The 26,098-nt window shown below is 55.5% G+C and carries 25 protein-coding genes and 3 tRNA genes; 11 read left to right on the top strand and 17 right to left on the bottom strand.

Features of this window, described 5'->3' with window-relative positions:
- Positions 1–109 precede the first annotated feature (109 nt).
- A complete protein-coding gene (locus tag ACR0AY_RS01915; protein WP_170510121.1) occupies positions 110–1,225 on the top strand; it encodes a carboxylate-amine ligase in 1,116 nt (371 codons plus the stop codon).
- A gap of 2 nt (positions 1,226–1,227) precedes the next feature.
- Here ACR0AY_RS01915 and ACR0AY_RS01910 read toward each other — a convergent pair whose 3' ends face one another.
- Positions 1,228–2,088 carry a hypothetical protein gene (locus tag ACR0AY_RS01910; protein ID WP_170510124.1) on the bottom strand — a complete coding sequence of 287 codons (861 nt, stop codon included), beginning with the start codon at positions 2,086–2,088 and terminating at the stop codon, positions 1,228–1,230.
- Positions 2,089–2,247: 159 nt separating this feature from the next.
- Between ACR0AY_RS01910 and ACR0AY_RS01905 the strand changes: the two genes are divergently transcribed.
- The 3 genes from ACR0AY_RS01905 to mmsB are packed head-to-tail and all read left to right on the top strand — an operon-like array spanning position 2,248 to position 5,315.
- The gene (locus ACR0AY_RS01905; protein WP_170510127.1) at positions 2,248–3,390 is read left to right on the top strand and encodes an acyl-CoA dehydrogenase family protein; all 1,143 of its coding nucleotides are present in this window, start codon (positions 2,248–2,250) and stop codon (positions 3,388–3,390) included.
- A gap of 8 nt (positions 3,391–3,398) precedes the next feature.
- Positions 3,399–4,439 carry an enoyl-CoA hydratase/isomerase family protein gene (locus ACR0AY_RS01900; RefSeq protein WP_170510129.1) on the top strand — a complete coding sequence of 347 codons (1,041 nt, stop codon included), beginning with the start codon at positions 3,399–3,401 and terminating at the stop codon, positions 4,437–4,439.
- Between the two features lie 3 nt (positions 4,440–4,442).
- Positions 4,443–5,315, top strand: a complete 873-nt coding sequence (gene mmsB, locus ACR0AY_RS01895) for a 3-hydroxyisobutyrate dehydrogenase (RefSeq protein ID WP_170510132.1) — start codon at positions 4,443–4,445, stop codon at positions 5,313–5,315.
- An 85-nt stretch (positions 5,316–5,400) separates the two neighbouring features.
- Here mmsB and uvrA read toward each other — a convergent pair whose 3' ends face one another.
- The 4 genes from uvrA to ACR0AY_RS01875 form a co-directional block, all read right to left on the bottom strand.
- Positions 5,401–8,259, bottom strand: a complete 2,859-nt coding sequence (uvrA, locus tag ACR0AY_RS01890; RefSeq protein WP_170510135.1) for an excinuclease ABC subunit UvrA — start codon at positions 8,257–8,259, stop codon at positions 5,401–5,403.
- A 105-nt stretch (positions 8,260–8,364) separates the two neighbouring features.
- Positions 8,365–8,907: a methyltransferase domain-containing protein gene (locus ACR0AY_RS01885; RefSeq protein WP_480453664.1), complete on the bottom strand. Its 543-nt coding sequence runs from the start codon at positions 8,905–8,907 to the stop codon at positions 8,365–8,367.
- A 127-nt stretch (positions 8,908–9,034) separates the two neighbouring features.
- Positions 9,035–9,111, bottom strand: a tRNA-Asp gene (locus ACR0AY_RS01880).
- A 52-nt stretch (positions 9,112–9,163) separates the two neighbouring features.
- Positions 9,164–9,240 (bottom strand) — tRNA-Asp (locus tag ACR0AY_RS01875).
- 213 nt (positions 9,241–9,453) lie between these two features.
- Here ACR0AY_RS01875 and ACR0AY_RS01870 point away from each other — a divergent pair.
- Positions 9,454–9,528 (top strand) — tRNA-Val (locus ACR0AY_RS01870).
- 75 nt (positions 9,529–9,603) lie between these two features.
- Here ACR0AY_RS01870 and ACR0AY_RS01865 read toward each other — a convergent pair.
- Entirely contained in the window at positions 9,604–9,831 is a 228-nt protein-coding gene (locus ACR0AY_RS01865) for a hypothetical protein (RefSeq protein WP_170405503.1), read from the bottom strand.
- 248 nt (positions 9,832–10,079) lie between these two features.
- Between ACR0AY_RS01865 and ACR0AY_RS01860 the strand changes: the two genes are divergently transcribed.
- A complete protein-coding gene (locus ACR0AY_RS01860; protein WP_170510140.1) occupies positions 10,080–11,666 on the top strand; it encodes an APC family permease in 1,587 nt (528 codons plus the stop codon).
- 51 nt (positions 11,667–11,717) lie between these two features.
- Here the strand turns inward: ACR0AY_RS01860 and lon are convergent, their stop codons facing one another.
- The 4 genes from lon to ACR0AY_RS01840 form a co-directional block, all read right to left on the bottom strand.
- Positions 11,718–14,126, bottom strand: coding sequence for an endopeptidase La (lon, locus tag ACR0AY_RS01855; protein WP_170510143.1), 2,409 nt, complete (start codon positions 14,124–14,126; stop codon positions 11,718–11,720).
- A gap of 233 nt (positions 14,127–14,359) precedes the next feature.
- A complete protein-coding gene (locus ACR0AY_RS01850; RefSeq protein WP_170405494.1) occupies positions 14,360–14,770 on the bottom strand; it encodes a DUF6636 domain-containing protein in 411 nt (136 codons plus the stop codon).
- 92 nt (positions 14,771–14,862) lie between these two features.
- Positions 14,863–15,993 carry a tRNA guanosine(34) transglycosylase Tgt gene (gene tgt, locus ACR0AY_RS01845; RefSeq protein ID WP_170510146.1) on the bottom strand — a complete coding sequence of 377 codons (1,131 nt, stop codon included), beginning with the start codon at positions 15,991–15,993 and terminating at the stop codon, positions 14,863–14,865.
- 63 nt (positions 15,994–16,056) lie between these two features.
- Positions 16,057–16,968 (bottom strand): nucleoside hydrolase, encoded by a 912-nt coding sequence (locus ACR0AY_RS01840; RefSeq protein WP_170510149.1) that lies wholly within the window; start codon positions 16,966–16,968, stop codon positions 16,057–16,059.
- Positions 16,969–17,143: 175 nt separating this feature from the next.
- Between ACR0AY_RS01840 and ACR0AY_RS01835 the strand changes: the two genes are divergently transcribed.
- From ACR0AY_RS01835 to ACR0AY_RS01825, 3 genes are all read left to right on the top strand, one after another.
- Positions 17,144–18,034, top strand: a complete 891-nt coding sequence (locus tag ACR0AY_RS01835) for an SPFH domain-containing protein (RefSeq protein ID WP_170510151.1) — start codon at positions 17,144–17,146, stop codon at positions 18,032–18,034.
- On the top strand, positions 18,034–18,312 hold the full coding sequence (locus tag ACR0AY_RS01830) for an NfeD family protein (RefSeq protein ID WP_170510154.1): 279 nt from the start codon (positions 18,034–18,036) through the stop codon (positions 18,310–18,312). Before ACR0AY_RS01835 ends, ACR0AY_RS01830 begins: the two co-directional genes overlap by 1 nt.
- Before the next feature lie 95 nt (positions 18,313–18,407).
- Positions 18,408–18,770: an SUF system Fe-S cluster assembly protein gene (locus ACR0AY_RS01825; RefSeq protein ID WP_170393211.1), complete on the top strand. Its 363-nt coding sequence runs from the start codon at positions 18,408–18,410 to the stop codon at positions 18,768–18,770.
- 304 nt (positions 18,771–19,074) lie between these two features.
- Here the strand turns inward: ACR0AY_RS01825 and ACR0AY_RS01820 are convergent, their stop codons facing one another.
- Complete coding sequence (locus tag ACR0AY_RS01820; protein WP_480453662.1) at positions 19,075–19,356, bottom strand: hypothetical protein; 282 nt, start codon at positions 19,354–19,356, stop codon at positions 19,075–19,077.
- Between the two features lie 206 nt (positions 19,357–19,562).
- On the opposite strand from ACR0AY_RS01820, the gene ACR0AY_RS01815 reads away from it, so the two are divergent.
- Complete coding sequence (locus ACR0AY_RS01815; RefSeq protein WP_170465407.1) at positions 19,563–19,928, top strand: HesB/IscA family protein; 366 nt, start codon at positions 19,563–19,565, stop codon at positions 19,926–19,928.
- On the opposite strand, the gene ACR0AY_RS01810 is transcribed toward ACR0AY_RS01815, so the two are convergent.
- Positions 19,925–20,839, bottom strand: a complete 915-nt coding sequence (locus ACR0AY_RS01810; protein WP_170510160.1) for an isopenicillin N synthase family oxygenase — start codon at positions 20,837–20,839, stop codon at positions 19,925–19,927. The two genes, ACR0AY_RS01815 and ACR0AY_RS01810, sit on opposite strands and share 4 nt — an antisense overlap.
- A gap of 120 nt (positions 20,840–20,959) precedes the next feature.
- Here ACR0AY_RS01810 and tpiA point away from each other — a divergent pair, with 120 nt between their 5' ends.
- Positions 20,960–21,709: a triose-phosphate isomerase gene (gene tpiA / locus ACR0AY_RS01805; protein ID WP_170510163.1), complete on the top strand. Its 750-nt coding sequence runs from the start codon at positions 20,960–20,962 to the stop codon at positions 21,707–21,709.
- Between the two features lie 9 nt (positions 21,710–21,718).
- Here tpiA and ACR0AY_RS01800 read toward each other — a convergent pair whose 3' ends face one another.
- From ACR0AY_RS01800 to ACR0AY_RS01780, 5 genes are all read right to left on the bottom strand, one after another.
- Positions 21,719–22,165 carry a nucleoside deaminase gene (locus ACR0AY_RS01800; protein WP_170510166.1) on the bottom strand — a complete coding sequence of 149 codons (447 nt, stop codon included), beginning with the start codon at positions 22,163–22,165 and terminating at the stop codon, positions 21,719–21,721.
- A gap of 65 nt (positions 22,166–22,230) precedes the next feature.
- Complete coding sequence (locus ACR0AY_RS01795) at positions 22,231–22,542, bottom strand: DMT family transporter (RefSeq protein ID WP_170510169.1); 312 nt, start codon at positions 22,540–22,542, stop codon at positions 22,231–22,233.
- A 157-nt stretch (positions 22,543–22,699) separates the two neighbouring features.
- Entirely contained in the window at positions 22,700–24,076 is a 1,377-nt protein-coding gene (locus tag ACR0AY_RS01790) for a TRAP transporter large permease (RefSeq protein WP_170393218.1), read from the bottom strand.
- A complete protein-coding gene (locus ACR0AY_RS01785) occupies positions 24,076–24,753 on the bottom strand; it encodes a TRAP transporter small permease (protein ID WP_170510171.1) in 678 nt (225 codons plus the stop codon). The genes ACR0AY_RS01790 and ACR0AY_RS01785 overlap by 1 nt, the downstream gene beginning before the upstream one ends.
- Before the next feature lie 116 nt (positions 24,754–24,869).
- A complete protein-coding gene (locus ACR0AY_RS01780; RefSeq protein WP_480438504.1) occupies positions 24,870–25,871 on the bottom strand; it encodes a DctP family TRAP transporter solute-binding subunit in 1,002 nt (333 codons plus the stop codon).
- Between the last annotated feature and the right edge of the window lie 227 nt (positions 25,872–26,098).

Below are 26,098 nucleotides of genomic sequence, written 5' to 3'. Positions count from 1 at the left end.
CCGCTCTTTACCCGTGCACGCAGGACTTCCGCAAGAACCGACAGGCCAAACCCTTGGCAAAACGCTAATTTCCGTATTCACTAACGTGAATTGACCAACGAGGGCCGCCATGCAGCAGGAATTTACGATCGGCATTGAAGAGGAATACCTGCTGGTCGATCAAGACAGCCTGCAGCTCGCCGAGGCGCCCGCAGCATTGATGGAAGCTTGTCAGGCAGATTTCGAAGGCCAGGTCAGCCCGGAATTTCTGCAGTGCCAGATCGAAGTCGGGACCCGCCCACATGCTACGATCAGATCGGCGCGCGAAGATCTAAAGCGCCTGCGTTCTTGTGTATCAAAACGTGCGTCCGAGTATAATCTGGCTCCGATCGCGGTCTCTTGCCATCCGTTTGCGAACTGGAAAGATCAACACCACACACGGAAAGAGCGCTACGACGCCCTGCAGCATGCTTTGGGCGGCGTGGCGCGGCGGATGCTGATCTGCGGAATGCACGTGCATGTGGGCGTCGAAGATCAAGCCTTGCGCGCCGACCTGGTACCCCAGCTTTCTTACTTTCTGCCCCATCTGCTGGCGTTGTCGACCTCGTCTCCTTATTGGAGCGGCGAAGATACCGGGCTTTCCTCCTATAGGCTCACCGTGTTCGACAATCTGCCCCGGACCGGTCTGCCCCCGGTGTTCAGCAGTTGGGGCGAATACGAACGCACCACCGGCGTGCTGGTCGAACTCGGCGTGATCGAGGACACCTCTAAAATCTGGTGGGACCTACGTCCATCTCACCGGTTCCCCACCCTAGAAACACGCATCATGGACGTACAGCCAAGGCTTGAACATACGCTTTCGCTTGCAGCGCTAGTGCAGGCGCTGACCCGGATGCTGTGCCGCCTGAAAGACCGCAATCTTCGTTGGCGGCAATATGATAAGTTTCTGATCGGCGAAAACCGTTGGCGCGCGCAGCGCTACGGTGTGGGCGAAGGTCTGATCGATTTCGGTGATCGCTCAATCAAGCCGATGGCTGAACTGATCGGAGAGCTGATGGGCATGTTGGCCGAAGACACCGAGGCATTGGGCACCATGACCGAACTCGCCCGCCTTCGGCAGATCGCAGAAAATGGCACCTCCGCCACCCGCCAACGCCGTGTTTATGCTGAAGCTTTGGCGCGCGGGGATGATCCGGGCATGGCGGTGGTCAAGCACCTGATCGAGGAATTTCACGCCGACCTTTAAAGTCAAACCGCCGCCAAAATCTCTTTGATCCGGTCCGCTACGGGTTCATACAAATCGCGATCCGTCCAGTATCCGTTATGCGAAAGCGGGTTCCACGACGTAAAGATTTTGCCCGCATTGATCGGCTTATCCTTCAAGGCCCCACTTTGAGCGAGCTGTTCATAGCTTGGCGCGCTTTTGCCCAAAGGAAAACCCAAAACATCATGCTTGTCATAGTAGTTTCGCCACCAGGTCGAAAACTGCAACGCAGGCGGCAGCGCGCGGTTCGGGGCCATGATCGGAAAAATCTCATTCTCGGGATATGCGAACAGAAAAATCGGAATATTGCACCCAAACGTCACGAGGCCAGCAACGGTTTTCATGTTTTCAACATCTGTCGGATGAACCGGTGAACCACCCTGGCGCAGATGTCTTTGCATGTCATAAATATAGTTCGACATTATGTGCCCACCCAGCGAATGCGCCAGGATCAGTACAGGCCCCTGTGGTCCGACCTGGTATTTGACGACCCCCATCACATTCTCGATTTTCTTGTGGATCGCCTCATAGATCTTATCGCCATCATCCGGAGTTGGTCGGTAGGAAGCCGCATCCGACAGATTGCACACTACAAACTCGCGCAGCTTGTCGTATCCAAGGCTGCGGTTGACCTTGCGCAGATATGCCTTCTGCCGCCCTTGCAGGATCTGTGCCCATACCACCTCGTGCCAGATCACATCATCCATATCCGCGCCGACCTGGTTCGAAACGCGTCGTTTCAGCCCTTTGGAAAACGTTGGGGTCGTGGATGGGGGCTGGTTCTGAGGATTGTACTGGCTGCCCATGCCGTGAATCGCGATAACAGCAAGCTTGTGTGACGACATAAGAATACTCCGTAATGATCAAGAAAGCAGAATTCCCGCAGTATACCTCACCGTCCAGAAATCCCCTAAATCGCCGGGTTTGCCGTCATTGAAAAATTTCTGTAAGGATTGAAGAATAAAACGCTCGTTCAATTCTATAGCCATCAGGAAGCACACGTCATGGATTTCGCGCTGACCGAAGAACAAACGGCCATTTTCGACATGGCCTACGCCTTTGGCCAAGACCACATCGCCCCCTTCGCGCGTCAGTGGGAAGCAGACGGAACCATCCCCAAAGAGCTTTGGCCCAAAATCGGCGAACTAGGATTTGGTGGACTTTATGTCTCGGAAGAGGCTGGCGGTTCGGGTTTGACGCGATTGGATGCGACACTGGTGTTCGAAGCGCTATCGATGGCCTGTCCCTCGGTCGCGGCGTTCCTGTCGATTCACAACATGTGCGCCAAAATGCTGGACAGCTTTGGCAGTGACGATCTGAAGTCCCGCATTATGCCAAGTATCCTCAGCCTCGAAACCGTCCTCAGCTACTGCCTGACTGAACCCGGATCGGGATCGGACGCTGCGGCGCTGAAAACGCGCGCTGAAAGGACCAATGAAGGCTACACACTGAATGGCACAAAAGCGTTCATTTCCGGCGGCGGCTATTCGGATGCTTACGTCTGCATGGTGCGTACGGGTCAGGACGGTCCCAAGGGTATCTCGACGGTATATGTCGAAGACGGCACACCCGGCCTGAGCTTTGGTGGTCTGGAGCAGAAAATGGGTTGGAAAAGCCAGCCAACCGCGCAAGTTCAGTTTGACGATTGCAAAATTCCGTCCAGCAATCTGGTCGGGGCTGAAGGCGACGGTTTCAAATACGCGATGATGGGGCTGGACGGTGGCCGCCTGAACATCGCCTCCTGCTCGCTGGGGGCAGCTCAGAACGGTCTGGACATGACGTTGCAGTATATGTCCGAGCGCAAGGCCTTTGGTCAATCGATCGATCAGTTTCAGGCGCTGCAGTTCCGACTAGCAGATATGGAGATTGAGCTACAGGCGGCGCGCACATTCTTGCGTCAGGCAGCGTGGAAACTTGATCAGGGCGCACCGGACGCCACAAAATTCTGTGCGATGGCCAAGAAATTCGTAACAGAAACCGGATCGAAGGTTGTGGATCAGTGTCTGCAATTGCACGGCGGATATGGCTATCTGGCGGATTATGGCATCGAGAAACTGGTGCGGGATCTGCGCGTGCACCAAATTCTGGAAGGCACGAACGAGATCATGCGCGTGATCGTTGCGCGCCAGATGCTCTCCAATCGCTGAGGTCTTTGATGTCCGATATTGACATTCGCACTACAGGCCGTGCCGGGCGCATCACGCTGACACGACCACACGCCCTGAACGCCCTTAGCTATGAGATGTGCATGGCCATCGATACCGCTCTGCGCAACTGGCGTGAGGATGATCAAGTCGATCTGATCATTCTCAATGCCGAAGGCGACAAAGCCTTTTGCGCTGGCGGAGATATTGCCGAGCTTTATGCGACTGGCACCAAGGCGGACTATGCTTATGGCCAAACGTTTTGGCGCGACGAATACCGACTGAATGCCTTGATTTTTGAGCACTCAAAACCAGTGATCAGCTTCCTGCAAGGTTTCACCATGGGTGGCGGGGTTGGCATCGGGTGCCATGGCAGCCATCGAGTGGTTGGAGAAAGCTCAAAGATCGCGATGCCGGAATGCTCAATCGGGCTGGTTCCTGATGTGGGCGGATCGCTGATGTTGGCGCTGGCGCCGGGGCGATTGGGCGAGTATCTGGGCACCACCGGCCACCGCATGGGGCCCGGAGATGCGATCTATGCCGGGTTTGCCGACCATTTCATTCCCCAAGAGCATTGGGCGGGGCTGATAGACCAGTTGGAAGCCTCTGGACGGGCGGAACTGGTGGATGAGCATGCAGTGCCCGCACCGGATAGCCCCTTGGCTGAAATGCAGGGCGAGATCGACAGGCTATTCAGCGGAGAAAGCCTTAGCGATATCCTGAACAGCTTGCGTAACGATGACACAGAATTTTCGACGAAAATTCTCGGCACCCTGCAGCGAAACTCTCCTATCTCCATGGCTTGTGCTGTCGAGATGTTGCATCGGCTGCGCGGAACCGGCCTGACATTGCAAAAAGCGCTGGATCTGGAGTACCGGTTTACTTATCGCGCGATGGAGCATGGCGATTTTCTGGAAGGCATTCGCGCCCAGATCATCGACAAGGATCGCAACCCGAAATGGCAGTTTGCTGATTTGGATGTGCCTGCAGTCGCGGTGTCCAAGATGCTGCAACCGCTCGGTGCTGATGCACTAAGCTTTTCAGAGGAGTAAGGGATGAAAATCGCATTCATAGGGCTTGGCAACATGGGCGGCCCGATGGCGGCCAATCTGGCGCGCGCGGGCCATGACGTCATCGGCTTTGATCAAGTTGATGTCGCCATCGAAGGCGTTTCCATGGCGTCCTCTGGCGCCGGTGCAGCTGCGGAAGCCGACGCCGTCATCACCATGCTTCCCAACGGGCAGATTCTGCGCACTGTGGCCAATGAAGTCGTCCCGGCAATGCAAGACGGTGCGGTTCTGATTGACTGCTCTACGGTCGATGTCGACAGCGCCCGCGCGGTGGCGCAGCAAGCTGCTCAGGCTGGTCTGCTATCAGTCGATGCACCTGTATCCGGCGGGATTGGTGGGGCCGCTGCAGGCACTTTGACCTTTATGGCCGGTGGATCTGACGCAGCTTTTGCCAAGGCGGCTCCGTTATTTGAAATCATGGGGCAAAAAGCGGTTCACTGCGGTGACGCTGGCGCGGGTCAGGCCGCCAAAATCTGCAACAACATGATCCTCGGCGTAACGATGATCGCAACCTGCGAGGCGTTTGCACTTGCCGATAAACTGGGATTGGACCGGCAAAAGATGTTCGATGTGGTCAGCACCTCCTCGGGGTATAGCTGGACAATGAACGCCTACTGTCCTGCCCCCGGTGTTGGCCCCGAAAGCCCATCCGACAATGACTATACCCCCGGTTTCGCGGCCGAGCTGATGTTGAAAGATCTACGCCTCAGCCAACAGGCCGCTGAAAGTGCGGATGCCGATACACCCATGGGACAGGTCGCGACAAAGCTCTATGAACTGTTTGTCGAACACGAAGATGGCTTGGGGCGCGATTTCAGCGCCATGCTGCCGCGATTTGAGAAGCGGTCGCGCGACTGAACCAACCCCATTCGAAGCGTTTCGCCGACGCAAATAGAAGCACCGGAGGAGAAAATTCGCAGAATTTTCTCCGCCCGCCATTTTCCTATTCCGCGGCCACAGCCTGGGCATCCAGCATCGGCTTCAGATAGCGTCCGGTATGGCTGCGCTCGCACTCTGCGACGTCCTCCGGCGTGCCTTTGGCCACAATCTGACCTCCGCCATCGCCCCCCTCCGGGCCAATGTCGATAATCCAATCAGCGGTTTTTACCACGTCCAGATTGTGTTCGATGACAACAACTGTATTTCCCTGATCGACCAGTTCATGCAGGACTTCCAGTAGTTTACGCACATCCTCGAAATGCAGACCCGTTGTGGGTTCGTCCAGAATATACAGCGTTCGACCCGTTGATCGCTTGCTCAGTTCTTTAGAGAGCTTGACACGCTGCGCCTCACCACCGGAGAGCGTGGTCGCCTGTTGACCAACTTTAATGTAGCCGAGCCCAACGCGAGCCAAGGCATCCATCTTGTCACGTATCGATGGCACCGCTTTAAAAAACTCCTGCGCATCTTCCACTGTCATATCAAGTACATCCGCGATGGACTTACCCTTGAATTTGATCTCAAGCGTCTCACGGTTGTATCGCGCGCCTTTACAGGTTTCGCAGGTGACATAAACATCAGGCAGAAAGTGCATCTCGATCTTGATGACGCCATCACCCTGACACGCTTCGCACCGGCCGCCTTTGACGTTAAAGCTGAACCGCCCGGGCTTGTATCCACGCGCTTTGGCTTCTGGCAACCCGGCAAACCAGTCTCGGATCGGGGTGAAAGCCCCGGTGTAAGTCGCTGGATTTGAACGTGGAGTCCGGCCAATGGGTCGCTGATCTATGTCGATCACCTTGTCCAGATGCTCTAGCCCTTTGATCGTTTCACAGGGCGCCGGTGTCTGGCGAGCGCCGTTCAACCGCATCGAGGCGGTTTTGAACAAAGTCTCAATCGTCAGCGTCGATTTTCCACCGCCAGACACACCGGTCACACAAACAAATTTTCCCAGCGGAAATTCGGCCGTAACGTTCTTGAGGTTGTTTCCCGTCGCCTTAACAACGGCTACTTTTTGCTTCTTACCCTTTCGCCGCTCAACCGGCACCGGGATCTCGCGCGTGCCCGAAAGATATTGACCGGTGATCGAGGCCGCATCGCCGGCGATATGCTCGGGCGTACCGTGGCTGACCACCTGTCCCCCATGCACTCCTGCACCGGGACCGATATCAAACACATAATCCGCCTCGCGAATGGCCTCTTCGTCATGTTCAACGACGATGACCGTGTTGCCCTGGTCACGCAAATTCTTAAGCGTTCCCAGCAGACGATCATTGTCGCGTTGGTGCAGACCAATCGATGGCTCGTCGAGTACATACAATACCCCGGTCAGGCCCGAGCCGATCTGGCTCGCCAGACGGATACGCTGACTTTCACCTCCGGACAGGGTACCACTTGAGCGAGACATCGTAAGATACTCTAATCCAACATTATTCAAAAAACCCAACCGCTCGCGAATTTCCTTGAGAATTGCGCGCGCGATCTCGTTCTTTTGTGCGCTCAGATGATTTGGGGCATCCTCGACCCAGGCCAACGCCTCGCGGATCGACATTTCGACGACCTGTCCAACGTGCAAACCCGCAATTTTGACGGCCAGCGCCTCAGCACGTAGACGGTAGCCTTCGCACGTGCCGCAGGGTCGGTTGTTTTGATAGCGTTCGAATTCTTCGCGAATCCAGGCGCTGTCAGTCTCGCGATAGCGGCGCTCCATGTTGGGAATGACGCCTTCAAAGCTTCGGATAACCTGATAGACGCGGCCACCTTCATCATAACGGAACTGGATCTCTTCATCACCAGACCCGCGCAGAAACACTTGCTGGACTTTCTTGGGCAAGTCCTTCCAGGGAGTGTTCTTGTCAAACTCGTAATGTCGCGCGATTGCTTCGATCGTTTGCAGAAAATACGGTGATTTACCCTTCCGCCAGGGCGCAAGTGCCCCGTCATAGAGTTTCAATGTCTGGTCCGGCACGACCAGACGTTCATCAAAGAACAGTTCAACCCCAAGCCCGTCGCAATCGGGGCAAGCCCCAAAGGGCGCGTTGAATGAGAACAGGCGCGGCTCGATCTCGGGGATGGTGAACCCACTGACCGGGCAGGCAAAATTCTCACTGAATGTGATGCGTTCGGGGTCGCCCTCTTTCGGTGCGGTTTCGAGGATTGCGATCCCGTCCGCCAGATCCAGTGCGGTCCTTAGGCTGTCGGCCAGGCGTGTTTCCATGCCCTCTCGTACCACCAGACGATCGACAACGACGTCGATATCGTGGCGGAACTTCTTGTCCAGCGTCGGCGGCTCATCCAATTCATAGAACTCACCATCTACCTTGACGCGTTGAAAACCCTGCTTGCGCAGCTCAAGGAACTCTTTCCGATATTCACCCTTCCGATCACGAACGATGGGGGCCAGCAGATAGCCGCGCGTGCCCTCCTCCATCGTCATGATCCGGTCGACCATGTCCTGCACCTGCTGCGCCTCAATCGGCAATCCTGTGGCCGGGCTGTAAGGCGTACCAGCACGGGCAAAGAGCAAGCGCAGATAGTCGTAGATCTCGGTTACGGTGCCCACGGTCGAACGCGGGTTTTTTGAGGTCGTCTTCTGCTCGATCGAAATCGCGGGGCTTAGTCCGCTGATGTGATCCACATCGGGCTTCTCCATCATGTCGAGGAACTGGCGCGCATAGGCCGACAGGCTTTCGACATAGCGGCGCTGCCCTTCGGCATAGATCGTATCAAATGCCAAAGAAGACTTACCCGAGCCCGACAGGCCAGTGATCACCACCAGCTGATCCCGTGGGATGTCGACATCAATGCTCTTGAGGTTATGCTCGCGCGCACCGCGCACCACGATATTCTTCAGCTCAGCCATTCAGGCCCCCAACAACCAACGTCACTCAGAGATAGGCGAGAGCGGCTGAGTCTCCAACCAAAAAATTAGAACAAAGTAAGAACAGGCGATTTTTCGACACTCGGCTTAAGCACTGGATTTCTTAGCCAGAGCCCATGCGCAGATTGGAAAATCGGGATCGTTCTCCAAATTGTCTGTCTCAGGGTCATAAACAGGAGGCCATTCAAGTTCGAGATTGCGCAAAGCGGCATGCCGATTGCCCCACTGTTCGGCCCGGATGAGATCCGGGTCGAACCCACACTCCGTGAGCAGGTTTTTCAATCCGCGCGCAGACCAGCGCGAACAGTCATGCGGAGCAGCGTGAAACGGAATGAAGAACGGGACGGCCAGCCAGAAATACCCTCCGGGCCTTAACATCTCTAGCACGTTCAGCGTGGCTTCAACCGGGCGATCCAAATGCTCCCACACCTGATTGGCCAAAACCAGATCGACCTTTCGCACCTGCTGTTGTTTGTTCAGAACGGGTCCGGTGCAGATATCATGTTGCTTATGCCAAATCTGTTCATAGCTGCAAAATCCAAATTGCTTACCCCACGAACCAGAAATCTCAATGACATCAAGTGTTTCCGGCTTCAGGCCGCGGACCCACTGCCGGCTGCGCCGTGCCATGATAACTCGATTTAGACTGGTCACTGCTTGCCCCTGATGTTTTGCAGGCAATAAACCATAAGATCAGTAAGATGTCGGCACAAAAAAACGCCCACAAGGGCGTATGACTTTCTAAATCGAAGGAAAATGGCGCGGTTGACGGGGCTCGAACCCGCGACCCCCGGCGTGACAGGCCGGTACTCTAACCAACTGAGCTACAACCGCGCATTTAGGGTCTATGTGCGATCCGTTTGCCCGGATCAAAGGCTGGCAGCGATGGCGCGGTTGACGGGGCTCGAACCCGCGACCCCCGGCGTGACAGGCCGGTACTCTAACCAACTGAGCTACAACCGCCCACTGCCCGTTCATCTCTGAACGTTGGGGTGTATTATGGCTACACCCCGGCATCGTCAAGCGGCGTTTTCAAGTTTTTTGCTCGAACCTGATTTTTTCCGATCTATCCGACTTGGCGGGCAATGTGTGAAAACCGGATTTCGTCTGACGCGCTGCAATTTGAACGCTTTGAACTTGCGGCGAAACACAAGCCGCTGTATCAAACGCCGCTATGGGTGATTAGCTCAGTGGTAGAGCGCTTCGTTCACATCGAAGATGTCAGGAGTTCAAATCTCTTATCACCCACCATATTATTCAAATGCTTATGCGACATAGTTGAAGCGTTTTGGAACCATTTGGTTCAACGCTGCGAGCACAATGCTGTCATCCTCCGACATACACGCCGGATTTAGGACGATAAAAAACCTTTTGGTCATGCAGACGCCCCAGAAGGTCGTGTGCCTTGCGCACAAAGTCTTCACGGGTTTCCCTTTCTTCTACCCTCTCGTCAACAGGGACATTCGATCTGGAAGCTATGGCATGACGCATCGCCTCTTCGATTATATCCATATCTTCGACCGAAAGCTCGAACATATCATTGTACAGAGGCATCCTGGGTTCTCCTACCTTGGCACAGACGACCAGCGTGCCTCATGTTCCGAGTCGATTCCACTTCAAATACCTATTGCCGGCGATCGCGTTTCGAAGAACACGCCCAGCAGGATTTAGAAGATGAATCGGGCAGACCTCGTTCTCGCGAATTTTCCGCATGATATGTGGCACTTGCTATGTTTCCCGTTGCCTGCTTATCCTGATTTCATAGCCACCAATAAGGCACCCCTCTTTGGGCGAGAAATAACATGGCAAAACTGAAGCGGGAAATTGGCCTGGTCGGCCTGACCTTCATTTCGGTTGGAGGAATCATTGGGTCAGGCTGGCTTTTCGGCCCCCTGCTCGCCGTGCAACACGCAGGCCCCGCCGCGGTTCTTTCTTGGATTATTGGCGCCGTTGCGATGTTCATACTGGCAATAACATTCGCCGAGATTTCAGCGATGTTACCTATCCCAGGCGGAATCGCACGCGTCCCTCAGTTCTCACACGGCAACATCGTGTCGATGGCGATGGGATGGACGGCCTGGATTGGCTACAACACCACCGCTCCGATCGAAGTTGAAGCCATGCTTAAATACCTCGCGCCCTACGCGTCATGGCTCCACGCCGCAGATACCGGCGAACTGACCGGCGCTGGTGTTTCGGTCGCCTTGCTGTTCATGTTGCTGTTCGTCGCTGTGAACGCACTGGGCGTGAAATTTTTTGCACAGGTAAATGCAACGCTGACCTGGGCCAAGATTGCCATTCCGATAGTTTTGTCCGTGTTGTTGATCGCGACCCGCTTTGACGTGCAGAATTTCTCCGCCCCTGACGGTTTCGCCCCCTACGGCCTGAAAGGCATCATGGCCGCAGTATCAACCGGTGGGGTGATCTTTTCCTTTATAGGTTTTCGACATGTTGTTGATATGGCAGGAGAAGTTCGAAACCCAAAATTCGACATCCCGGCCGCTCTGGTTCTATCCATTGTATTATGTGCCTTGATCTACCTTGGATTACAGGTGGCCTTTATCGGCGCGCTTGATCCCGCGATGATCCGCAATGGTTGGGCAAGCCTCAACTTTGGCGGACAAGGTCCCTTGGATGGCGTCATAATGTCCGTCGGGATATTGTGGTTCCTCAGCTTGCTGAACGTCGGGTCGGTCATCGGCCCGTTTGGCAATGGGTTGGTTGCAACAGGATCGAACGCCCGTATCGCTCTGGCCCTGTCGCAAAACGGGTTCCTGCCGAAACGTTTGCAGATCTTGTCATCGTTCGGAGTACCGCTTTGGGCCTTGGCTCTCAACTTTCTGATTGGCACTCTGTTTTTACTGACGGTCCCGTTCGCAACCGTAATCGCCCTGAACGGGGCCGCCATTGTGCTTTCATTCGCGGTCGGCCCAATCGCCGTGGTGTGCTTACGCGATTTGATGCCTGACCGCCCGCGCTCAATCCGTATTCCCGCCGTCAATCTTGTCGGGCTCACGGCCTTCGCGATCTCTACCCTGATCGTCTACTGGAGCGGATGGGACACGGTCTGGAGGCTGGGAATTGCACTGCTCATCGGCATGGCACTGCTGCTGATCCGCTTTCACAATCGGCTCGATGAAATGGACGCGACCGAGGCGCTTTGGCTGATGCCCTATTTCTGTGGTTTGGGGCTGATCTCTTACATGGGTCAGTTTGGAGAAGGCGCGCAGAAGCAGATCCCGTTTGGTTGGGACATTGTGCTGTGTGCGGCGTTTTCGGCGGTGATTTTTGCGCTCGCCGTACGCTCGGCGCTGTCAGACAAAAAATTCCAGGCTTACATCGAAAACGAAGAGGTGCTGGACCCGGCCAAACCTGTCATTGGACTTTGAACAAAAAAAGGCGGGGAATGACCCCGCCTTTCTAATTAATCTGTTTCAGGCTTAGTGGGCTGTTGCCGACGGTCCTGCCCCTTCGGCCGCCCTGGCGGCAGCGGCAGCGGCCTCTTCAGCGGCCTCATCCCACTCAATTGAATCGGGCTTACGTATCAACGCTTGCTCCAGTACTTCCGAGACGTGTTTGACCGCGATGATCTCCAGCCCTTCTTTCACGTTGTCGGGGATATCTGCCAGATCCTTTTCATTCTCTTCGGGAATGAGGACGGTCTTGATCCCGCCACGCAGGGCAGCCAGCAGTTTTTCTTTCAGCCCGCCAATCGGCATCGCGTTGCCGCGCAGCGAAACCTCGCCGGTCATGGCGATGTCCTTGCGCACAGGAATACCGGTCAGGACCGAAACAATCGAGGTCACCATAGCCAAGCCCGCAGACGGACCATCCTTTGGCGTCGCACCATCGGGCACGTGCACGTGGATATCGATTTTGTCGAACTGCGGCGGTTTAACCCCGATCTGAGGCGAAATTGATCGGACGTAAGACGACGCCGCGTCGATCGATTCCTTCATCACATCGCCCAGCTTACCAGTGGTCTTCATCCGCCCTTTGCCGGGCAGTTTCAGAGCCTCGATATGCAGCAGATCACCACCGACCGAAGTCCAGGCCAAGCCAGTGACTACACCAACCTGATCGTCCTGTTCAGCCAAGCCATAGCGGAACTTGGGCACTCCAAGAAAATCATCCAGATTGTCGGGCGTCACCTTTACGGTCTCCGCCTCTTTCTTGATGATCTTGGTCAACGATTTCCGCGCCACTTTGGCGATTTCGCGTTCGAGGTTCCGCACACCCGCCTCGCGGGTATAGGTGCGGATGATCGATTGCAGCGCCTCATCGGTCAGCTCAAACTCCTTGGCTTTCAGACCATGGTTTTTGACCTGTTTGTCGATCAGGTGTTGCTTGGCGATCTCGCTCTTTTCCTCTTCGGTGTAACCGGCCAGCGGGATGATCTCCATCCGGTCTAGCAGAGGCCCAGGCATGTTGTAGCTGTTAGACGTGGTCAGGAACATCACGTTGGACAGGTCATATTCGACCTCAAGATAATGATCCATGAACGTGTTGTTCTGTTCCGGGTCCAACACCTCCAGCATCGCCGAGGCTGGATCGCCACGGAAATCCTGCCCCATCTTGTCGATTTCATCGAGCAGGATGAGAGGGTTTGTGGTTTTCGCCTTCTTCAGCGCCTGAATGATCTTGCCGGGCATCGACCCGATATAAGTCCGACGGTGGCCACGAATCTCAGATTCGTCGCGCACACCACCCAGCGAGATGCGAATGAATTCGCGCCCCGTGGCTTTTGCGACCGATTTACCCAGCGAGGTTTTACCCACACCCGGAGGGCCAACAAGGCACAGGATCGGGCCTTTCAGCTTTTTCGAGCGCTGCTGAACCGCCAGATATTCGACGATCCGCTCTTTGACTTTTTCAAGTCCATAATGATCGGCGTCCAGAATGTCCTGCGCGCGACCCAGATCCTTTTTAACGCGAGATTTGGTGCCCCACGGCAGTGACAGGATCCAGTCCAGATAGTTGCGCACAACGGTCGCTTCAGCCGACATGGGCGACATGTTCTTAAGCTTTTTCAGCTCACCTTCGGCCTTTTCGCGCGCCTCTTTCGACAGCTTGGTCTCGTTGATCTTGGCTTCCAGTTCGGCAACTTCGTTGCTGCCGTCCTCACCATCGCCAAGCTCCTTCTGAATGGCTTTCATCTGCTCATTCAGATAGTACTCGCGCTGCGTCTTCTCCATCTGGGATTTGACGCGGGTCTTGATCTTTTTCTCGACCTGCAGAACCGACATTTCGCCCTGCATAAGGCCATAGACCTTCTCAAGCCGCTCGCTCACCGAGAGCGTCTCAAGCAGTTCCTGTTTCTGTTCAACCTCGATGCCCAGATGACCTGACACAAGGTCGGCCAACTTTGCAGGCTCGGTGGTTTCACCAACAGCGGCCAGCGCTTCTTCGGGGATGTTCTTGCGCACTTTGGCATAGCGCTCGAACTCATCGGCGACGGTGCGCAGCAGTGCTTCGGTCGTGGTGACATCGCCCGGAATCTCGGTCAGATACTCGGCGCGCGCTTCGAAAAACTGATCGTTTTCAAGGAATTCTGTGATCTGCACCCGCGCCTGCCCCTCGACAAGCACCTTCACGGTGCCATCGGGCAGTTTCAGCAGTTGCAGCACGTTGGCCAGAACGCCCGAGCGGTAGATACCGTCGATTTCCGGATCATCCTCACCAGGATCAATCTGGCTGGACAACAGAATTTGCTTGTCATCCTGCATCACCTCTTCCAGGGCGCGGACCGATTTGTCACGGCCCACGAACAGCGGCACGATCATATGTGGGAAGACCACGATATCGCGCAGCGGCAGGACGGGGTATGAGGAATTCAGAGGCTCTTGCATGCTCTATCCTTATCATTGGCAAGACGGCGCTGGTCCCTGATTCAGGCAACCTTTGGCCATCTCCTGTCTTGGACGATAAAGGTGGGGCACCTGTTCCCCCATTTCAACCTCATCGTCGTTTGTCGTGATGCAGCATGACCGGATGATTTGGGGACTTCAAGGCATCCGACAGACATATCCACCGATTTTAGCGAACCCAGCATTAAAACGGGCAACAAATCATCCAGCGTGGATCAGAACACCCTCTGCTTAGCTCGCGACAAAAAGAAGCCATGACCGACTTCGTTTCTACATTCCAAGCCCTTTTTCGAGGAATGGCAAACGAACCCGCCAAACTCTCCGGTTACGCCGTAGTCTGCACGGTCAAATCCATCCCGGTTATGGCTGACTGGTTGGCACAGCATGCGGACGGCGCCCGTATTGGTCATGAAAAAATCATGTCCCCAGTCCGACTGACAATCCGCCGGGCGCGGGAACGCAGGCGCACCACTCCGCTCAATTATAGTGCAAGACAGGTCCGAAACACTCGCCCCCTGCCCGACGACACACTGAATATTCTCGGACGGGGTTTCGAAGGTCCAGACATCCGCAAGAGATGTCGATGCGCAAAGAACGATTGCGATAGAAACAATAAAGCGAGGCATTGAATCCTCCTGAACAAAACAAATGAAAATGGTAAATAATGCGCGAACAGTATAGCAAAAAATGCGACGTTTGTCACCGCATGGGTTACAATCTAGAGTGGTTCAATATCGCCTTGTTCCCGTTGCGCGTGGAATTGCGACTGCCACTCAGTAAATGTTCCCTCGGAAATCGCATCCCGCATGACCTGCATGATTTCCTGAAAGTAGTGCAGATTGTGCCAGGTCAGCAGCATGCCCGAGATCATCTCATTCGAGCGGAACACATGATGCAGGTAGGCGCGAGAGTAATTTGAACATGCCGGGCATGTGCAGTTCTCATCCAGCGGGCGCGGGTCGTCGGCATGGCGGGCGTTCTTGATATTAACCACGCCGTAGCGCGTGAACACCTGCCCGGTACGACCGGACCGCGAAGGTAGAACGCAATCCATCATGTCGATCCCGCGCGCGACCGCGCCGACAATGTCATCCGGCTTGCCCACGCCCATAAGGTAGCGCGGCTTATCCTCGGGCAGGAAGTCTGGCGCATAATCAAGGCAGCTGAACATGGCCTCCTGCCCTTCACCCACGGCAAGGCCACCGACGGCGTAACCTTCAAAGCCGATCTGTTTCAGCGCCTCGGCGCTTTCTTCGCGAAGGTCTTGTTCCAACCCGCCTTGCATGATCCCGAACAGGGCGTGGCCGGGGCGGTCGCCGAACGCCTCGCGCGACCGCGCAGCCCACCGCATCGAAAGTCGCATGGACTCGGTGATCCGGTCGCGATCCGCGGGCAGCGCCGGGCATTCATCAAAGCACATGACGATGTCCGAGCCCAAAAGGCGTTGGATTTCCATCGACCGTTCCGGCGTCAATTCGTGCTTCGAGCCATCGACGTGAGATTTAAAGGTCACGCCCTTCTCGGTCAATTTGCGCAGACCCGCCAGCGACATCACTTGAAACCCGCCCGAATCCGTCAGGATGGGGCGGTCCCAGTTCATGAATTTGTGCAGACCTCCCAAACGATCAATGCGCTCGGCCGTGGGGCGCAGCATCAGATGATAGGTGTTGCCCAGCAGAATATCGGCACCTGTGGCCCGCACGCTTTCCGGCATCATCGCCTTGACGGTCGCGGCGGTTCCCACAGGCATGAACGCTGGCGTCCGCACCTCACCGCGCGGCGTGTTGATCACGCCTGTGCGGGCCTTGCCGTCAGTGGCTTTCAGGTCGAAAGAAAATCGCTGGGTCATGTTAACGCCTTGGATCGCTGAACCGGGCAGGCTTTGCCCGATCTGCTGGTTCGATGCAACCCGTCAGGGTAGCGAGGCCACACGATCCGTAAACAGGCGTACCACCCCCGCCCCGTCCACATCTCGGCACACGCGCACAGCGGGTCTATCGGGGGCCGGACGAGTCGCACCGAATTCAGCCCCGTCCAACGCCACCTGCAAACCGGTTTCGACCATCTCGAACATCGGTTCATGGGTGCAGGCGATAACGGCGGTCGAGTCATGCAGCCCGCAACCCTCAAGCCCCCCGACCTCTTTGTAGAACTTCAGATAGAAGCGCGAGATATCACGCAGAAAACCACCCATATCCGGGGAACGTTCAGCCAGCGCCTCGAAATCAGCGGTCTCGTAGAGCGTTTTCAGAGTCACATCCAAGCCTACCAGAACCGTAGGCGGCGGCGCGGCAAAGACTTCGTCTGCAGCTTTGGCGTCGTGATAGATATTCGCCTCGGCATGTTCGGTAATGTTGCCCGGGCAGTACACGGCACCACCCATGATGACGAGCTTGCCAAGATTGTCCGCAAACTCGGGGTCCAATCGCATGGCCTCTGCGATATTGGTCAACGGTCCGATCGCGCAGACGACAAGTTCACCGCGATGCGTGCGCGCCATGTCGACCAGAAACTCGGCGGCAGACAGGGCGTGGTTTTCGCCTATCTCATCAATCTGTGTCAGGTCACCAAATCCTTCGGGGCCATGCACATGTTCCGAAGGTGAATGCGCGCGCTCTCCCAAAGCGAAGGGCGCGCCTTGGGCCACGGAAATGCCCAGCCCCAGTTTGTCCACCAGAAACCGCGCATTGCGGCTGGATTGATGCACATGGGTGTTGCCGAACACGGTGGTCAGGCCGATCAGGTCAATTTCGGAGGCAGCGGCGGCATAGGCAATGGCCATTGCGTCGTCGATGCCGGGGTCTGTATCTATTATCAGTTTCATCCTCGTCCGATAACGCAAACACCAGTGGGATGCAAAGCTGCCACAAAAGGGAATTTCTGGCCGGTATGAACGCTTTCACAGATTTGCATTCCAGCCTGTACAATCCATACCAGAGTTGAAATTGAGCGATTCAATCCCCATATGTATACCATAGTACACAATAAATGAGGACAGTATGATAGAAGACCAGATTATCGGACTGATTACTTCGAACATTATCTACCTGCTGGCAGCGGCGCTTGTCGCCATTGTCATCTTCAAGGGCATCAAGATTGTGCCTCAATCCGAGAAATACGTGGTTGAACGGTTCGGCCGTCTGCATTCGGTGCTTGGGCCAGGGATCAATTTTATCGTTCCTTTTCTGGACGTTGCCCGCCATAAGATATCCATCCTTGAGCGTCAGTTGCCCAACGCAACGCAAGACGCAATCACCAAGGATAACGTTCTGGTGCAGATCGATACCTCGGTGTTCTACCGCATTCTTGAGCCGGAAAAGACGGTTTATCGTATCCGCGACGTCGACGGAGCGATTGCCACGACGGTCGCTGGTATCGTCCGTGCCGAGATCGGTAAAATGGACCTGGATGAGGTACAATCGAACCGCGCGCAACTGATTGAACGTATTCAGGAAAGCGTTGAAACCGCCGTTGACGATTGGGGCATTGAAGTGACCCGCGCCGAGATTCTGGACGTGAACCTCGATCAGGCCACTCGTGACGCGATGCTGCAGCAGTTGAACGCCGAACGTGCCCGCCGCGCGCAGGTGACCGAGGCCGAGGGTCAGAAACGCGCCGTTGAGCTGCAGGCTGATGCCGAACTTTATGCGGCAGAACAAACCGCCAAAGCCCGCCGTATCTCTGCTGAGGCCGAAGCTTATGCGACTCAGGTTGTGGCCAAAGCCATTCAGGATAATGGGTTGGAAGCTGCTCAATATCAGGTTGCGTTGAAACAGGTGGAATCGCTGAACGCCTTGGGTAACGGCACCGGTTCGCAGACCATCGTTGTGCCTGCAAACGCCCTTGAAGCCTTCGGCAATGCCTTTAACATGCTTAAAGGAGGCAAATGATGGCCGATCCTTTCTGGCTGACATGGTGGATATGGCTGGCCGGAGCGCTTGCTCTGGGCATCCTTGAGGTCGCGCTGCCCGGCTTCATCTTCCTGGGCTTCGCTATCGGTGCGGCCGTCACCGGAGTGGTTTTGCTAGTCCCCGGCCTCACGCCATCCCTACCCGTTCTGCTGCTGATCTTTGCGGTTCTGTCGCTGGTCGCATGGCTGGTTCTGCGCCGTATGTTTGCCCTGCCGCACGGTCAGGTCAAAACCTTCAAGCACGACATCAACGACTGATCTGTCGCGGCGCCCAAATCGGGCGCCACGGCACCTCTGGACGCTGACCGGCACTTTCCCTATATAATTTCTCAGGTAACAGACCCGAGGCATCAATGACCCACCCCAGTGAACAGTTTGAAGGCAGCCCCCTGATCGCGCCCTCGACTATCGATCACCCGCTCTACGAACCCGTGGTCGAAGCTTGCCGGACGGTATTTGACCCCGAGATTCCGGTCAATATCTACGACCTCGGCCTGATCTACACGATCGACATTACCGGAGAAAACGCGGTCAAGGTCATCATGACCCTTACCGCGCCAGGCTGCCCCGTCGCCGGTGAAATGCCCGGTTGGATCGTGGAAGCAATCGAACCCGTTGCTGGCGTCAAAGAGGTCGACGTCGAACTGACTTGGGAGCCACCTTGGGGCATGGAAATGATGTCAGATGAAGCCCGGCTTGAGCTGGGTTTCATGTAACTCCCGATTTACTCACAAAAAACATGGCGATGTTACAAAACGGTGTACTGCGTGTTACTTAACCGTTTTCATGTTGTCACAATGCTGGGTCACAAGGACCTCAGGTACTGACCCAGTGATTAAGCATGCTTTTTTCGATCTGCTGGACGTGCTGGCGCAGGATGTTGAGTCGCGGGCGTCTTATCCGATTGCCCCGCTAAATTGACATACTTCGTGAATTGCATGGGCCTCTGACCATAGCCATCCCCCATTCAATGGGCCCATTCCGGGCCGCTCTTGCCCGAGAGCGGCCCTTTTTGTTTGATTATTCTATGTTACAGGTCGATTTGATTTCAGCAGCGCGCGCGTCCAGCTCTTTTATATAGTCGCCTGACAGCATCTTCAGGTGCTTGCTCTCGGTTCCTGTGACGAGACCCAGCAAGGCACCGGCAGGGAGGATCGAGAACACGCTTTCAGCCTGCTGGTCCTCGGCATGTTTCTTTTCAGCTGCGATTGCGCGCAGATCACCAGGTGCGGTAGCACAGTTGACCGGGTGCCGTTTTGTGTCATCTATCGCAAATGCCGCAGACGCGGACGCCAGCAACATAGATGTGGAAATGGCTGCTCCTGCCCAGTTTTGCGCTCTCATCGATCCAACCCTCTCTGGAATGCCTGTCCTTTACTTCAGATACGCTAAAGCTTTGCGCACCATCGTGACAACCCTGCTCGGAGCGTGTATTTGAACAGGCTCTCTCTTGAGCCCGGCGCGTGTCGGCCTTAGATTAGAGATAACGCGCGAATACGGAGCCCACCATGTTTGGCATTCCCGGCAAACAAGCCGTGACCATGACACCTAAAGCTGCTGAACAGATTGTTCGGCTTATGAAATCCGGCGGTCACACCGGATTGCGCATCGGCGTCAAGAAAGGCGGCTGTGCGGGGATGGAATACACCATGGACTACGTCGATGATGCCGACCCGAACGACGAAGTGGTCGAGCAGGATGGCGCGCGTGTAATGATCGCCCCCATGGCACAGATGTTCCTGTTCGGAACCGAGATCGACTACGAGGTTTCACTGCTTGAGGCCGGGTTCAAGTTCCGAAACCCGAATGTAGTCGATGCATGCGGATGCGGAGAATCGATCAAGTTCGACGAAACCTTGGCTGAACAACGCTAACTCGCAGCTTTTAGGTGGACGTAGGTCTCATTAAATCGCCGCGTCAGGTGCTCTCCGGCGCGGATCGTGGCGTATGAACCCGGCGGCGCAACATTTGTGTCGTAAGAAGGATTAAAGAACAACGGAACCGAGATCCTCCCGTTCACGCTGCCTTTGACCCTATGCTCGGTCGCTTTGACTTCTCCTGCGGTCCAAAACTCCAGCATCTCGCCGAAATTGATTATGAATTGTCCCGGTGTGGCGTTTACAGCTTGCCAATCGCCATCAGGCATACGAACTTCCAGACCCGGTGTGCCGTCCGTGGCCAGCAAAGTCAGGCAGCCATAATCCGTATGCGCGCCGATACCAAAGTCCTTTTCTCCTGCCCAATCAGGGCGTTGCGGATAGAAGTTACCGCGCAGCAGCGCCATTGGCGTATCAAAGGCCGCATCAAAACTGTTTGCATCCCTACCGATGGCAATCGCAATCGCGCGCAAAACGCGAATGGCAACTGAGCAGGCGTCTGAATAGTAACTCTGGATCGTTCTCCGAAAGGCGTCGGCCCCGTCTGGCCAGAGATTTGGGGCATACACACTTAATCCCCGCCCCGCATATGGATCATCGGCTGGCAGTTCAAAACCGCTATCAAAGACTTCTTTGAAATCCGGGTTCGCCCTGAGATCCACCTGTTCGGAACGCGGCGCACCCCAACCGCGGTTGGCACCCGTAGCTGCCATATCGACGCTCTGCTTGATCTCATCGGGTTGACGAAAAAAATCGCGATACGCGTCAATCACCAGCTGCACACGGGCGGCATCGAGGCCGGAATTGGAGATTGTTAGAAATCCGATCTGGCGAACAGCATGTCTCAGCTTTTCCATCTCAGCTGGATCACGCAGATCCAATTTGGCGAGATCGAGATCGTCTATCATGCCATCCTCCGCAACAACGCGCGCAATGTGTCCTGACAAGTAGCGCTATGCAACCGGAATTGTCAGCCCCGCCTGCGGGTGATATCCGAGGATTCAAAGCAGAAAACCGGAGGGATCGCGATGCGGCGTAAGTTGGCGGCAGGCAACTGGAAAATGAACGGAACTGGCGTTGCGCTGAGCGAGTTGGAAGCGTTGAAAGCCTCGCACCCATCTTCTGCGGTAGAAATCCTGATATGCCCACCAGCCACTTTGCTTCATCGCGCGGCAAATACGGTTGAAGGTTCGGGCATTACCGTTGGTGGCCAAGACTGCCACGCGGCGCTCTCGGGTGCGCATACCGGGGATCTGAGTGCCGAGATGCTGTTGGATGCAGGGGCAAGCTCAGTGATTCTTGGCCATTCCGAGCGCCGTGAAGATCATGCTGAGCAGAACGAAGACATCCGTGCCAAAGCCCGCACCGCCATGGATGCAGGCCTGAAGACGATCATCTGCGTTGGTGAAAGCCTTGAACAGCGCGAAGCAGCAAATACTCTGGATATCATCGGTGGACAGATGTCGGGTTCGATCCCGGATCAAGCGACAGGCGAGAACCTGATTGTCGCATATGAGCCGATCTGGGCCATCGGCACCGGTAAGGTTCCAACATTGGAAGAGATCGGAGAAGTGCACGATTTCATACGCGCACGTCTGGAACGCCGATTTGGCGAAGGTGTCGGCCGTTCAGTCCGCCTGCTGTATGGCGGATCGGTCAAACCCGGTAATGCTGCCGAGATTTTTGGCGTTTCAAATGTTGACGGAGCGTTGGTGGGTGGCGCCAGTCTGAAAGCAAATGATTTCTCGGGCATCATTCAGGCGCTTGAAAGCGCCTGATCGCCAACCTCATTCGGCAATATCTTCGGCCCAAAGCGCGGGCTTCTCTTCGATAAAACGCTTCATCAATGCAATGCAGTCCGGGTCATTTGCGATGATGACCTCGACACCACGATCGCGCAGGAAGTCCTCATTGCCGCCAAAATTCACGGTGTCTCCGATCACAACGCGCGGGATACCGAACTGTACGATCGTGCCAGAACACATCATGCAAGGCGACAGCGAGGTATAAAGCACAGTATCGCGATAGGTCTTCTGCCGCCCTGCCTTGCGCAGCGCATCCATTTCCCCATGGGCGATCGGGTCGCCCAGTTGGACACGCTGATTACGCCCTTGCGCAACGACCTCACCACCCCGCGCAAGCACTGAACCGATTGGGCAGCCTCCTTCGTCAAATCCAGCTTTCGCCTCATCATAGGCAACGCGCAGCAAGCGTGCATCGGTGTCGGTCAGCATATGCAGGTGTCCTTTGTTCGGAGTTGTTTCGCAAAGCTGCCCGACACCACTACGGCGGTCAACGCTTAGGCCAGTTTCATGATGACCAAACCCGTCACGATTAGAATCGCAGCGCCGATCCGCATGGGCGTCAGCGCTTCACCCAGGAATAGGATGCCAACAGTGAACGCCCCTACTGCGCCGATCCCGGTCCAGATCGTGTAGGCGGTGCCAAGCGGTAGATCCCGCATCGCCATTGCAAGCAGGCCAAATGACCCGATCATCGCAACACCCATGATCGCCGTCGGCCACAGCCGCGTGAAACCAGCGGTCTGCTTCATCGCGACGGCCCAGACGATTTCGAGGAGGCCAGCAAACAACAGTAATATCCAGGGCATAAGAACACCTCACTTTCCGAGATCGGGTCGTCCCGAATAATCGTCCATGATGGTGAGGTCGTCCTCTGATCCACAAATATGTGTTTGGGCATCGGTTTCAAGGCAAAAAAAACCGGGCGGATTACACCGCCCGGTTCATATGTTCGGTGTAACCGATCTAGTTGGTTATAATCTCAGGCCCCATGAATGTGTTGGGCAGGAATGTCGAAATCCACGGGATATACGTAACCATGATTAGGAAGACGAACAGCACGGCCAAGAACGGCAACGCTGCCTTCACAACACTCATCATCGGCATACCCGCTACGCCCGAGGTTACGAACAGGTTCAACCCGACCGGAGGCGTGATCATCCCGATCTCCATGTTCACCACCATGATAATGCCCAGATGGATCGGATCGATACCCAACTCGATGGCAATCGGGAAGACCAGCGGGGCCACAATGACCAGCAGACCTGAGGGCTCCATGAACTGGCCACCGATCAGCAGGATCACGTTGACCACAATCAGGAAAGTCACTGGCCCCAGACCCGCCGATAGCATGGCGCTTGCGATATGCTGAGGCACCTGCTCATCCGTCAGCACATGTTTTAGGATCAGCGCGTTGGCGATCACGAACAGCAGCGTGACAGTCAGCTTGCCCGCCTCGAAAAGTGTATGCTTGGTGTCGGGGTGCACAAAGGCCGTGATCAACGCATAGGGTTTCTTGAGCAGCGAGATGTTCTGCGCATCCCCTTCGGTGCTGAGCGGCCCCATATCCTTGTAGACAAAACTTGCGATCAGGAACGCATAGACGGCAGCAACAGCCGCGGCCTCGGTCGGGGTAAAGATACCTCCGTAGATACCGCCGAGGATGATGACGATCAGGAACAGACCCCAACCGGCCTCGCGCGCCGAGGTGAAAACTTCGCCCCAACCTTTCCAATCGCCTTTGGGAAGGTTCTTGACCTTGGCCATGACGTAAATGGTGATCATCAGCATCAGACCGGCCATCAAACCCGGAATAACGCCTGCAAGGAACATTCGCCCGACCGAAACCTCCACGGCTGCCGCATAGACCACCATCACGATTGATGGCGGAATCAGAATGCCCAGTGTCCCTGCGTTACAGATCACACCGGCGGCGAATTCCTTGGAATAGCCCACCTGACGCATGCCAGCGATGACGATCGATCCGATGGCCACAACTGTCGCCGGAGACGAACCGGACAAGGCCGCAAACAACATACAAGCGAAGACGCCAGCAATTGCCAGACCTCCGGGCAAGTGCCCCACACAAGCGATCGAGAACCGGATGATCCGCCGCGCCACTCCACCTGTGGTCATGAAAGATGACGCGAGAATGAAAAACGGGATAGCCAAGAGGGTGAAATGCCCCTCAAATGCCTCAAACAGCGTGCCCGCGACCGAAGCCAATGAGCTGTCGGAATAGATCAGCAGGAAGAGGGTCGAGCTGAGACCAAGTGCCACCGCGATCGGAACGCCGATCAACAATAGGCCAATGACCATCGAGAAAAGTAGTACGACGTCCATCAGTCATGCTCCCCCTGCTGGGCGCGGACTTCTTCGATCTCGTCCTCAACCTCGTGGCTAGCTACAAGGCGATCAGTTTCACCGCGCCAAATCTGTACTGCGACCTGTGCAAAACGGATCACCAGCAGCAACATCGAAAGAGGCAGAACGAAATACGGAACGACCTTGGGCAGTTTCTCGTAATATTCGCCATAGTTGATCATATCTTCCAGAAACCGCAGCGGCGCGACCATCGGGATATCATCAACTTCATAGAAGCTCTGGCTGCGCGCACTCATGTCAAAGCCGGTCGGAAACCAGCGACCCGAGGTGGGCGGCAGATCGGCAAACACTGCCCAGTAGTCATACGAACCCTTGAGCAGGAGCAGAGAAAACACCAGACAGCAAGCCACGGCTATCAGCGCCAAAACCCGGCGTGGCGCGGGGGCCAGCATGTTCAGGATCGCATCAACACCCAGATGTGCATGCTTTTTCACTGCATAAGACGCACCCAGCAGCACCAACCAACCGAAGGTGAATACTGTCAGTTCCAGCGCCCAAAGAATGTTAGAATTGAATACAAACCGCGCGATCACATTGGCGAAGGTGACAATTGTCATCAGACCCAACAGGCACGCAATCATGGTTTCTTCGAAATGGTCGACCAGCCCGCCTTGGCCGGGTTTCGCACCAGACATCTCTCTGTCCCCGCATTTTTTTGATGAGAGTGGTGGGAGTGTGGCGGGCCACTAAGGCCCGCCCAGCCAATGCGTCCATAACTCCCCAGTCCCCGGACGCGTGGCTTGAACCGGGATCAGAACCCGGCGTTGATCGCCTGTGCGGCGTCGATCTTGTCCTGACCAACGTCACCGGCAAATTTGTCCCAGACTGGCTTCATCGCATCGACCCAGGCCTGGCGCTGCTCGGGGTTCAGTTCCCGGATGATGCCCCCTGCGTCAGTGATCGAAGCCTTGGCAGCTTCGTTTACGGAAAAGGCCTCCTTATTACGGGTCTCGGTCACTTCGGCGAGAATCGTCAGGAATTGATCGCGAACTTCAGGCTCCAGGCTGTCCAGCCAGTCAACTGAGGTTACAACCAGATAATCGATGATACCGTGGTTCGTTTCTGTGATGCCGTCCTGCACCTCGAAGAACTTCTTGCCGTAGATGTTCGACCAGGTGTTTTCCTGCCCGTCAACAACGCCCTGTTGCAGAGCACCGTACACTTCCGAGAACGCCATCTTCTGTGGGCTGCCACCAATTGCTTCCATCTGGGCAACCAATACGTCCGAAGACTGAACGCGGAACTTCAGGCCGTTCGCATCCGAAGGATCTTCCAACGGCTTGTTTGCAGACATCTGCTTCATGCCATTGTGCCAGAATGCCAGCCCTTGAAGGCCGCGGCGCTGCATGCTGTCTTTCATCGCCTGACCATCAGCCGAGGCTTGGAACGCATCCACAGCATCGATGTTCTTGAACATGAACGGCAGATCGAACAGGCGGAATTGCTTTGTAAATTTCTCGAACTTCGACAGCGAGGGCGCGGCCAACTGCACGTCGCCCTGCAGCATCGCTTCAAGAACCTTGTCATCGTTGTAAAGAGTGGAGTTCGGATAAACCTCCATGCACATCACGCCGTTCATCTCGTCATTGACGCGCTGCTCAAGCAGCGAAGCGGCGATGCCCTTGGGGTGTTTGTCCGTATTGGTCACATGCGCAAACTTCACGACGATCTCGCCATCATCGCAAGCTGCTACACCAGCGGTCGCTGTCACGGACAGTGCGATTGCGGTTGCTGCCGTTGTCAGGAATTTCATCAGTCTTATCCTCCCAGACTTCCCTAAAACTTCCATCGAGCGCCCAATCAGCGCCGTATGTTGCGGAGTGAACCGAATCGGCTCCTCACTCTCAACATTTTGTTTAGATGTTGCTGAAATCTGTTTTTTCCAAATAATTTCTTACGGTTAAATGATGTTCGTTATAAATCTGGTGTTTCGGCAGAACTACGCTGTGCGATTTTTCGCACAGGCAGTCAGCACCTTGT

The organism is Ruegeria sp. A5, assembly GCF_056543005.1.
The sequence above is the reverse complement of the archived record's forward strand: the minus strand, read 5'-3'. Positions and strand labels throughout refer to the sequence as shown.